The 222-nt window shown below is 38.7% G+C and carries 1 pseudogene; it reads right to left on the bottom strand.

The window, feature by feature from the left end:
- Nucleotides 1-222, bottom strand: a pseudogene (locus tag IV54_RS09635) (MobQ family relaxase); the annotation flags it as partial.

Genomic DNA, 222 nt, shown 5'->3' with positions numbered 1-222 from the left:
CTTTAAAACAGGATCATAGTACATCACGGCTGTATAGGCTTGTTCCTGTTTAATCATTGGTAATTCATTAAAATTGCCGTTAGGAAAGGCTCTCCTTAAAACTTCCTGGTATTGGGTTTGAATAACTTGCTTAACAGCCATGATTGTTCGCAAATCTTTGACTGCGCGAGTAATCTTTTGCTGCTCGGTTGGTGAATACTTTTCTAGTAGACCTTGATCAAC

This window comes from Levilactobacillus paucivorans (assembly GCF_001437125.1).
Taxonomy (GTDB): domain Bacteria; phylum Bacillota; class Bacilli; order Lactobacillales; family Lactobacillaceae; genus Levilactobacillus; species Levilactobacillus paucivorans.
The sequence above is the reverse complement of the archived record's forward strand: the minus strand, read 5'-3'. Positions and strand labels throughout refer to the sequence as shown.